The following is a 10,254-nucleotide window of genomic DNA, read 5'->3' on the forward strand; positions in this document are numbered from 1 at the left end:
AAGCTAACACCGTATCTCAGAGCCTTTCAGCTCCGCTGCGAACTCTACAGAAAACCAGGTGACGAAGCGCTCAAACATGCTCTTGATGCTGCTCTCTGAAAATCAACAACGTGCTTCACAAGAGCGTGGTACATTTACAGATGGATTCTTTGTCAGTGACGATGGGCCGGGGATTGATCCAGTAGAACGTGACCAGATTTTCACTGACGGCTATACAAGCACAAGAAGCGGTACCGGATTCGGGCTCTCAATCGTCAAACAGATTGCTGACGCCCATGACTGGAATGCATCCGTAACACAGAGCCCCAATGGCGGAGCACAGATTGAGTTTACTGGTGTCGATGTATCATCGTCCCAGACAGACAATTAAAAATACCTCTGCCGCATTCTGCAAGTTCTGTATATTCTGACAGCATCCTTTATCAAGCACATCCAGTTCAATTTCGTCAGGGCGGCAGTCTGTTGTCATTACCTGTCCTCACACCAACTGGGGCGTAATGTTTGTGTCACAGAGTGACGACAATCACGTATGGCCGAGACATATGCTCTCAGCATCCACGTTGAATCCTACGAGTTCAGCGGAGAATTCTATCTGGTTGGCGACAGATACGACACAGGTGGAGAAGTGCTGAAACACGTGGCAACCGATCATATCTTGGCGATGAAGCAACGCCCACACGCCGCCGAGTACCTTCTTGAAACGCTTCAAGAGGGCGAGAACGTGAGCAAGTCCGAGTACGAGCAGGCAGAACCAGATGTCTCCTGTGGACTCCACTTCGATGTTGACCATCAGCAGTTTCGATTCTGGGTCGGCGACTACTCCGTCGACGTTGGACGACAGCCGACAAAGAGCGACCTTCGCTCAATCGCTGACGACCTCCCAATGTAGTCCTCCCTGTTGGTGTGTTACCCCAGCAAGGACAAGTATCCCACCTGCATAGAGAGAGGTGAATGCGTCTCTCATTCGATGATGGCACGCTTTTGCTTGAAGACGCGCCTGAGGCTGTGCCGTATGCCGAATGGGATGACCGTGTCGACGAGTATCGGGCGCAGGCACAGCACTATCGTCTTATCCGAAAGTGGGCAACCGAGTCCGATGGACAAGCGACCCTCGAAGAATCCACAGCGACTGTTGATGAGATAGAGGACGACGCTCGTGCCTACTCAGACTTCTATCTCACACCGTCTGTCGCTATCGAACCACGGGAGTACCAGCAAGACGCTCTCTCGGCGTGGCTGGACAATGGCCGACAGGGGAGTGTTATTCTTCCGACAGGGAGTGGGAAAACGTTCCTCGCTGTCCAAGCCATTGCAGACGCGGGCGTGAGTACGCTCGTGGTTGTGCCAACCATCGACCTGATGAACCAGTGGCACGCGACTCTCACCAACGCTTTCGGTGACCAGCTCCCAGACGGCGTGGGCGTTCTCGGTGGTGGTAGCCATAATATAGCGGACATCACGGTGACAACCTACGACTCTGCCTACCGCTATATCAACGAGTATGGCGATCAGTTCGGGCTTCTCGTGGTAGACGAGGTACACCACCTGCCAGCCCCAACTTACCAGCAGATCCCCGAGATGACGATTGCACCGTATCGACTCGGACTCACAGCTACGTACGAGCGTGCCGATGGAGCACACGAAGAATTAGAGGACTTGCTTGGAACGGTTGTCTATCGAGAGGCGGTTGATGAACTTGCTGGGGAGTATCTCAGCGAATACGAGACCATTCATCTCCAAGTCGAACTCACAGACGAGGAACGGACAACGTACGACGAGGAGTACCAGATATACCGTGACTACGTGGACAGCCACGATTTCGAGCTCTGGAAGGAGAACGGATATCAGGAATTCCTCAAACGAACGTCGTATGACCCGCAGGGACGACGGGCGCTCATTGCCAAGCAACGGGCGGAAAACATCGCCCGTACTGCTGCAAAGAAACTGGATACGCTCGACAATCTGCTGAAGCGACACTACAATGACCGAACTATTATTTTCACCGCCAACAACGAGTTCGCGTACGAGATCTCCCAAGAGTTCGTCGTGCCCTGCATCACCCATCAAACTGAGACTGACGAACGGACAGAGATATTGGAGCGGCTTCGGACGGGTGAGTACTCGATGTTGGCTACGTCACAGGTACTGGACGAAGGAATTGACGTTCCCTCTGCGAATGTCGGAATCATTCTCTCTGGAAGTGCCTCAAAACGGCAGTATGCCCAACGGCTAGGTCGGATTCTTCGACCGACGGACGACAGGCAACCCGCCCGTCTCTACGAGATTATTGCTGAAGACACGGTGGAAACATATGTCTCTGAGCAGCGACGACAGGGGGTGACAGCGAATGCTGACAGCTAATCTTGCACGTTCACGGACACGCGAGGACACTATTACGCCGCTGTTCATTGACCCCAGCGAGCAGCAGTACCAAGAGACGGCTGAGGAACTCATTCAGATTTTTGAGGCCCATCTCGGTGAACCGAAAGGTGATCTGGAGGACACTATTGACCAACTCACCATCGCAGATACGGACTACAAGGTCGTCCAAGGACTGGCGAAACTGCTGAAAGATGAGTGTGAGTTCGAGACGGTTGCTCCAGTTGAGCCACATGAGATTCGTCAGCGATTGTTCGAGAAAGCAAATGAGTCGTATCCGATTGTTCGCCAGCCCACCCTCGGTGAGGACACGCAGAAGTTAGAAGTGTACAGTTCCGTTGCTGATGCGCTGGGTATCACACTCGAAGAGTGTCATCAAGGGATGTACGCCGACTTGGAGGAACACAAACGACTTGTTCGGTTTGGACACCGTGTTTCCGATGAATGCCAAGATGCCGAGGAGTCCTCAACCACGACTCAACTGACGGGTGATAGTGAGGAATCATATGCAGCGGATACAATTACGCCTGACTGGCTTCTCACTCGCTATAATCTCGCGTTAGCACAGGCTGTCCTCTACGATGCGACCGAGATGCGAGTGCGAGTCTGGGACTCGTTTGCGACGGTATTCAGTTACGTGAAGTTGTTCGGGTTGATGCACCGTATCTATCCAATCGACAGCAACGGCAATCGCGTGGGGAGTACCGATGCAGCAGACGGATACGAAGCTATCTTAGATGGGGCGGCGTCCCTCTTTTCGAAATCGCGGAAGTATGGGATACGGATGGCGAACTTTCTGCCAGCACTGCCGTTATGTGATCGGTGGGAGATGGAGGCCGACATTCTGGATGATGGGGGTGGATCGACGACTCAAACGCTTTCATTTGCGCTTGATGACACTGACGACCTGTCTTCACACTACGCTGCGCAGAGCGACTTCGACTCTGATGTGGAACGGACACTTGCACAGAAGTGGGAGCGCGCGAACACGGATTGGGAACTCATACGAGAGGATGATGTGCTGGACTTAGGTGCGGAGGTTATGCTCCCAGACTTCGCCATCGAACATTCAGACGGCCGGCGAGTTATATTCGAGATCGTTGGCTTCTGGACACCAGAGTACCTTGCTGAGAAGTTGGCGAAGATACGCGAGGCGAACCGAGATAATCTCATTGTCGCTGTGTCTGAGCGATTAGACTGTTCGTCTGCGGACTTCGACGGGATGGACGACCGCGTGCTATGGTTCAAATCGGGGATTCACGTCTATGATGTCGTGGAGTTGGCTGAGGAATATGCCATTGAGGCTGAGTAGGTCGGTCTGCCTCGCTTTTCCGCGCTTCCTTGCAGGTTCTTCAACGAGTTCCCGTATGATTACCCGCGCAGCGCGGAACGCTCTCTCAGTTCGACGTTCAGTCTCAGCGAATCGTCCTCCTGACGACCGGGTCGCGTGGTAACCACCGATCAGAAACGGATCTCCAAGCAGTTGCAACGCTGTCGCGCCAGCGGAGTCGTCGGCGCCGACGAGTTCTGTCGGGTCCAACGAGAAGGTGGGTGGTTTATATATCCAGTCGTCGGCACAAAAAGTATGCTTCTAAGCGGACTGTGCAGTGATGTGAACCGACTTCTGAGCTACTCCGGGAAGAACACCTAGCTAATCCAAGAATGACCAGCAATCCGTTTCATGACTCGATGGACAGGGCCTTACAGGGCAAGTACGCCCGTGTCGTCACAGAGGGGCGAACATACGAGGGATGGGTCGAACGTGTCCACCACAGTCGGGGCAGTGTCGTAATGCACACTGTGACCGTTGACGACACAGAGGAACTCGGCAGCGTCTTCATTCGCACGCCAGATATCGTTGAGGTCATCAAACCACAGAAGCGGGTCGAATGGTGGGATGTCAACGAACTCCAGCCGTTCCCCGACCACAATCTCGAGTTCGAACCGAAGGATAGCATGATCCGGTCTTGCTACCGCAACCAGTACGCCAAGAGCTTCCCCGTCGTACGAGAGGATGGAACGGTCATCAACGGCCACAAACGCATCAAGGCCGCTCGTGTCGCTGGTCTCGACCACCATCCCGTCGAAGTCATTGATGTGACCGACGACCAAGCCGCCGAGTTGTTCGCCGTCGCCCACCGGAGTCAACTCAACAACACCTCCGACGACGCGAATGAACCCGAAGATGGCCCAGAAGCCGAGGCGCAAGACAGTTCTGACGATGCCAACAGTGAAAATGACTGACCTGCAGCAGGTGTAGCTGAGAAGGCACAGGACCCATTCGATATCGACCCCACAGCTGACATCAGTAGGATCAAGCGATAGATGGATCTATCAACATTGATTTCACGTTCCAGCGTCGGCGCTCATCACTGCCCTTGTCATCGCCAGCTTGAGTGCTGACGGCGGACTCTGGAGTTGACGCGCAAGAAGCCCCAACCGACATCACCCTGTTCCACTGCGTGTCAGCACTCTCTCAATCCACTTTGTCACGGTCTACCTGATACCGACACAGAGCGTATTATATACCAATCAGTGGGCCCGTGTCATCCATCAGCATTAGTACAGCCTACTGCCGTGGTATACGCATAATCCAGTGTAATATGAAGGCAGTAGTATCACGAATCAAGACTCCGGTAGCTCAGTCAGACATCGGGACCTTCCCAGCGTCCAAGCGTTGCGGAACTATCACTACTGGTATCAATGTAAACGACCCTGACAGTCGCGGCAGAGAGATTGAGCCGTGAGTCTGGTCCACCAGCGCTGCTAAGGACCTTGTTGTCAGAGTCTCTTTTGAAGGTCGTATTGTTGATAGTCGCTGTTGTTCCTGCGTCTATTGTGCCAGTGAACACATCGGTACCAATACTTGCGCTGTCATCATCTTCAGTTGCAGCACCGGTAGAGGTGACATTGAGATTCTCGCCCGCAATGGCGTCCCCCGCATTGTGGGTGATTGCAAGCTCATCTGAGCCCCCGCCATTCTGCTCATAATTGAAATTGAAGCTTGCCTGTGGCGCAGTGTCATTGACGCTATCGCCTACTCCTAATACAAACGTTGCAATGACAGCCGCGAGGATCACGGTAACTGCGACCATGAGCACAACCCCGATGACTGGCGAAACTGCGTCGTCATCAGTGCACAACAACTGTTTCAGGTGCATTACAATATACAACCCCTCCTTTAGTAAAAATACTTCACACTCAGGGACGGTGCGTGCGTCGGCTTTCTGGAACCCAGACGTCGAAGCTCGTGATTCCATGGTCCCTGTCCTATGTCTGACGTAGTTATTTGAACTCACAGACTTCACAGAACGATAGGAACGACATGACGAAACGAATCGGAATCACGAACCAGAAAGGGGGCGTGTCGAAAACGACGAACACGATCAACGTTGCCGGCGGGCTCGCCGATCGCGGCCTGGATGTCCTGGCCATCGACATGGACCCACAGGGGTATCTCACCCACCGTCTCGGTTTCAAAGAGGCGTACAAGGCTGACTCACCGAACTTCGCAGACGCTTTGAACTCGCCGTCTGACTACGATATCCGGAACCTCGTCGTCACACACGACGAATACGACTTGCTCCCCGCAAACATCGATATGTTCCACTTGGAGCAGGAACTCATCGGCTCCGGAATGCGCCCCAGGCTCCGACTCAGCGACGTTCTCAAGAGTGTCAATGATTGGGACGTCATGGTCATCGACTCCCCGCCAAGTCTCGGACCGCTGAACGACAACGTTGTCCTCGCTGCGGAGAATCTTCTCGTCCCGGTCGAAGCCGACGAATCCAGTCAGCTGGCGCTGACGCACTTGCTCCGCCAACTCGATACTCTCGAAGACAACTATGGAGCCGCAATCGACATCCTCGGAGTCATCGTTTCGAACGTCAGCTACCCACTAGATAACGAGCAGCAATCCAGCATTGACTGGTACGAGGACCGGTTCGAAGGTCGTGTACCGGTATGGATCATCCGTTCCCGAGCAGCCCTGAAGCGTGCGGTAAAGAGCGGTGGGTCAGTGTTCGCTGACGACGCCGAAGATGTCGATATGGCGGCTGTGTATGCCGAGATTGCTGAAGAGGTGGCACCATGAGCGGCGACGATCTCGACGATCGTCTGTCGAGGCGCTTCGATGCTGACGGTGACGGAGACGACAATGAGTCACTGAACGATACGAAATCACAGACCGACATGAGTTCAAGTACTTCACAGAACGCACAGAAGAACAAGAAAGCACAGAACATCAAGAAAGAATGGAACGTGAGGAGCTTCTACTTAGATGATGACCTCGACGATGAGGTCACGACCGCGTTCAAGCGCCTTGATCTTGCACTCTCGGAAAGCAACTCTGATGTGGATATAAAGAAGACTCGGCACTTCTACCCGCTCCTCGTCGAGCTCGGGTTGGAGCAGGTGGACGAAATGGACGTTGAGGACATCGCGCAGCGATTGGAAGGCCACAATACTGATGGAACCGAGTGAACGCGATTCTGCAACCGGCATCTCCCTATCCCAACCTAGGGTAGCACATAGAAAGTCACCCTTCTAACTCGGCTTTGCACGTTATCGCCTTGGGATCACGATATCGAAGGGGCGCAAGAAGTGTTCTACAGGCGGAACAGGCCGAGTGTCTTGGGCCTTGTCCCCGAGGTACTTCACGTGAGATTCACGAAATAACTCATCAGGAGCGAGAAGCCATTGGGGTGGTGGACCGGACCCCAACGGTGTTTGATCCCTGCACCAAATATAAAATTTTTGATAATTCAGACTGTGTCGGTCAGTATAGCGTGCCTACTGCTTGACCAACTCACCGTTCTTATGATTCCAGAGTCCCCAGAGGAGAAACGCATATATTTGATTTTCCGAAAAGATATATTGCGCTTCGTATCCTATCAATACTTATGACGGAGTTTGATCCGGCACCGGAGTCAACAGCCACCGAACCACGGTGGCAGCAGGGGGAGGATACGTTCAGTCGTGTCTACGATGTCGCTATGGGGATTACTTCACCCACCCCCGCTGCCGAGATTGCAGACGTTGCAGATTGTTCTCCGAACGCTGCGAAAAAGCATCTTGATCGACTGGCCAAAATGGGCATTATCAGCGTGAACCGTGACGGCCGACCCGTGCAGTACGAACGCAACGAGGGGTATCTAGAATGGCAAGATGCCAGCCGGATTGCCGACGAACTGACTGTCAAAGAGATCATCAACCGAGTCAGTGAACTTGAAGAAGATCGGGCCGACTATGAAGATGAATTTGGCGCTACCGATCCAACTGCTGTGAACGTCTACGACCATGGCAGCCACGAGGCTATTCATGACCGGATGACTGCAGTCAGTGAGTGGCGCAGTGTCATTCGGGATATTCGACTGTACGAACTCGCTCGTCAGCTCGCAGAGAACGATGGGCACCTAATTTCGGCATAGATGGGGCCAGACCCAACTACTCCGAATTCAGGATCGCCTGGTCCACCCGACCGACAGACGCTACAACTCCTGGCCCGGCATCTTCGAACTGAGACACTCATTTTCGAGACGAAATTCGACCCCGACAGCTACGAACCTCGCCTGCTTCACGCCTTAGTCGACGTGGGACAGTATCCTGAGACCGTTGTAGCGGCTCGGCTCGATATTCGCTGGTTCACGACCGGAGATTTCTCGTTCCACTACGTTGAAACATACGAGGATGATAGCCGATGGGAGTGTCGCTGGGATTGTCATCCCAATCCACACAACGGACGGCTGCACTTCCATGAACCACCAACCGCAGTGGAAGCCACCGACTTGTCACTGTCATCACGCCACCCACTAGATGTCTACTCTACGGTTCTTGATGCTATTGAGGGACGTATCCAAACGCTCTGGGAGAATTGAGCAGCTTGCACATCTACTGAGCAGTTGTTTCATCTCTCTCTATGAGTAACAAACCGCTTTCGCAACGATTGCTACCGGTACATCTAATCAGAGTTGACTGCTACTATCTCCGAAATCAATGCATAGGTAGCCGGCGAGTGAAATTGTATTAATCACATATGAAGCGTAATCGACCACCTGGATCGTTAGGAGCTGTCTATGATATGCTCTACGAGGAAATCGAGCCCGGAGACAGCATCGGGGTTGATGCCGCCGTGACCAAAGTGCGTGAGACAGAGCGCTCAGTCGGTACCGCTGAGCACGTAGTTGAACGACTGGTTGACCGTGGCTACCTGTACAAGGTTGACGGACAGCTGTATATTACCGAGCATCGGGATGGCTCGCAAGACCCGGAAAGCGAGCAGTAGCCTTACGAGTCGAGGTCAGTCGTATCGAAGTCGCCGATGTCGTCACCCGACTGTGACGTACTGTCTTCGTCTGTTGAGACTTCCGTAGCACTACCGGATGCGTCCTCTGCTGTGGATGGTGTCACGCCACCGGCTTGATCCTGCGAAGTCGGGACAGTTTCGGCGTCGTCGGTGAGTTCTTCGAGCGCTTGGATCACGGTTTGTCGGTACTGGTCAGGATCGGTGTCATACTCTTCGCGAGCCATGGCAGCGTACTCGTTGGTATCGTCGTCGAAGCGTTTGAGACGCTCAAGAGTTCGCTTCGCTGTTTCTGTCACCCAGCGATTGCGGGTGTCTGCATCAACAACGGTCAGGTGCTCTGGTCGCAGCGAGACGTTGGTGTCGCCGTCGTCGGTTTCATAGGTTCGGGGCTTGCCAACGAGCGCAACGAAGACGGGCGGATCAACCTCCCGTAGCATTGCGGCTGCTTCGGGCTGGTACTGGCCAGCATAGGTGAAAAACGTCCCTGTGGGCCCGACAATTCGGCCTTGCCAGTACTCATCATCGCTGCCGACGTCGTCGGTTTCGGTCAGCGTACCGACGACAAACACGCGGTTTGCTTTCGCGCCTGTCGGGAGCAGGGCATAGACGGGTGCGCGGTCATCATCTGACTCCCGAAAGGTGTAGCCTGCATCATTGAATTCCCCAGCGAAGGCTCGCTGTGCGAGTTCACGCATCGGGGCTTGTCCTTGGCTCATTTAGATCGACCTCGCAGTGATGAGGAGTTGTTCTGGATCATGCATCTCGGCGAGTTGCTCGAACTCGTTGACGAGCAAATACCGGCCCAGTTCAGGGCCTTGAACGCGATAGTACCGCCCAAGCGTCACCTCACGTATCTCGTCGGCGACGACGCTTGTATCTAAAGCGTCCATGGCCATCTCTTGTGCTTGAGACAGCGTAATATCGGCGACCTGCTCAGTCGCATCTCTGTCGAAAATGACTTCCTGGACTGTATCGCCGTTGTCAATCACGCCCTTGATGCGGAGGTCGAACTCGCCTTCGCCCTCGCCATGTTCACTGCATCGCCCGTTTTGCAGAACACGTGTGCAGTCGTCTTCAGGACAGCGTTTGATCAGCCCGCTGCCTGACTGGATATCGACGAGCGCCCCTTCAGCATCGGTGGTGTCATCGCCGACTTCGATATCCCGTTCGAGTGCTTCGATGGTGGTGGTGCGATTGAGTTTGACCGAGTACTGGCCTTGGTACTCATCAGTGACGACATTTCCAAGGCGGTAGACTTGGCCTTCAGTGAGTGCTTCGAGGTCGGACTTGGCCCACTTGGTGAACTTGATCGTCCCGGTTTCATCACCAAGGAGGCCGACTTGTGCTATCGAGTCGCTACGGGGCTCCCAGAGGTCGGCGACTTTCGCGGTGATATCGACCCACTGTTCGGCTTCGGTAATTTCCTCGAGATCGACCTGTTGATTCTCGTTCTCGCTGCTGACATCGTCACGGTCGACATCGCTGTCGGAAAGATAGGTACTTACGACACTGCGTTGAGCTTCGTCGAGCGGGACTCTGTAGTCGTCGACAAGTGTGGTGAGCCGTTCCTC

General features: G+C 54.0%; 13 protein-coding genes and 1 pseudogene. 11 read left to right on the forward strand and 3 right to left on the reverse strand.

Annotation, left to right across the window (positions count from 1 at the left end):
* The 6 genes and pseudogenes from G9463_RS22405 to G9463_RS22430 all read left to right on the forward strand — a co-directional run.
* Positions 1-99 (forward strand): annotated as a pseudogene (locus tag G9463_RS22405) (IS1595 family transposase); the annotation flags it as partial.
* Entirely contained in the window at positions 86-370 is a 285-nt protein-coding gene (locus G9463_RS22410; RefSeq protein ID WP_240150124.1) for a HAMP domain-containing sensor histidine kinase, read from the forward strand. The pseudogene G9463_RS22405 and the gene G9463_RS22410, both read left to right, overlap by 14 nt.
* A 159-nt stretch (positions 371-529) precedes the next feature.
* The gene (locus tag G9463_RS22415; protein WP_165897875.1) at positions 530-889 is read left to right on the forward strand and encodes a hypothetical protein; all 360 of its coding nucleotides are present in this window, start codon (positions 530-532) and stop codon (positions 887-889) included.
* A 62-nt stretch (positions 890-951) separates the two neighbouring features.
* Positions 952-2,361 (forward strand): DEAD/DEAH box helicase family protein, encoded by a 1,410-nt coding sequence (locus G9463_RS22420; protein WP_165897876.1) that lies wholly within the window; start codon positions 952-954, stop codon positions 2,359-2,361.
* Complete coding sequence (locus tag G9463_RS22425) at positions 2,348-3,691, forward strand: DUF790 family protein (RefSeq protein WP_165897877.1); 1,344 nt, start codon at positions 2,348-2,350, stop codon at positions 3,689-3,691. Before G9463_RS22420 ends, G9463_RS22425 begins: the two co-directional genes overlap by 14 nt.
* Positions 3,692-4,068: 377 nt before the next feature.
* Complete coding sequence (locus G9463_RS22430) at positions 4,069-4,623, forward strand: ParB N-terminal domain-containing protein (RefSeq protein WP_240150125.1); 555 nt, start codon at positions 4,069-4,071, stop codon at positions 4,621-4,623.
* 401 nt (positions 4,624-5,024) lie between these two features.
* On the opposite strand, the gene G9463_RS22435 is transcribed toward G9463_RS22430, so the two are convergent.
* Positions 5,025-5,540, reverse strand: a complete 516-nt coding sequence (locus G9463_RS22435; protein ID WP_049938394.1) for a type IV pilin — start codon at positions 5,538-5,540, stop codon at positions 5,025-5,027.
* Positions 5,541-5,704: 164 nt separating this feature from the next.
* Between G9463_RS22435 and G9463_RS22440 the strand changes: the two genes are divergently transcribed.
* The 5 genes from G9463_RS22440 (at position 5,705) to G9463_RS22460 (ending at position 8,662) form a co-directional block, all read left to right on the forward strand.
* The gene (locus G9463_RS22440; protein ID WP_165897879.1) at positions 5,705-6,472 is read left to right on the forward strand and encodes a ParA family protein; all 768 of its coding nucleotides are present in this window, start codon (positions 5,705-5,707) and stop codon (positions 6,470-6,472) included.
* Positions 6,469-6,861, forward strand: coding sequence for a hypothetical protein (locus G9463_RS22445; protein WP_165897880.1), 393 nt, complete (start codon positions 6,469-6,471; stop codon positions 6,859-6,861). The genes G9463_RS22440 and G9463_RS22445 overlap by 4 nt, the downstream gene beginning before the upstream one ends.
* A gap of 419 nt (positions 6,862-7,280) precedes the next feature.
* Positions 7,281-7,808, forward strand: a complete 528-nt coding sequence (locus G9463_RS22450) for a helix-turn-helix domain-containing protein (protein ID WP_165897881.1) — start codon at positions 7,281-7,283, stop codon at positions 7,806-7,808.
* The gene (locus G9463_RS24625; protein WP_165897882.1) at positions 7,809-8,255 is read left to right on the forward strand and encodes a hypothetical protein; all 447 of its coding nucleotides are present in this window, start codon (positions 7,809-7,811) and stop codon (positions 8,253-8,255) included.
* A gap of 203 nt (positions 8,256-8,458) precedes the next feature.
* Entirely contained in the window at positions 8,459-8,662 is a 204-nt protein-coding gene (locus G9463_RS22460; protein WP_007188937.1) for a hypothetical protein, read from the forward strand.
* 2 nt (positions 8,663-8,664) lie between these two features.
* Here G9463_RS22460 and G9463_RS22465 read toward each other — a convergent pair whose 3' ends face one another.
* Positions 8,665-9,399: an RPA family protein gene (locus G9463_RS22465; protein WP_370457992.1), complete on the reverse strand. Its 735-nt coding sequence runs from the start codon at positions 9,397-9,399 to the stop codon at positions 8,665-8,667.
* Positions 9,400-10,254 (reverse strand): replication factor A (locus G9463_RS22470; protein WP_165897883.1); only part of this gene is annotated, 855 nt, incomplete at its 5' end.

Source organism: Haloarcula sp. JP-Z28, from assembly GCF_011440255.1.
Lineage (GTDB): Archaea > Halobacteriota > Halobacteria > Halobacteriales > Haloarculaceae > Haloarcula > Haloarcula marismortui.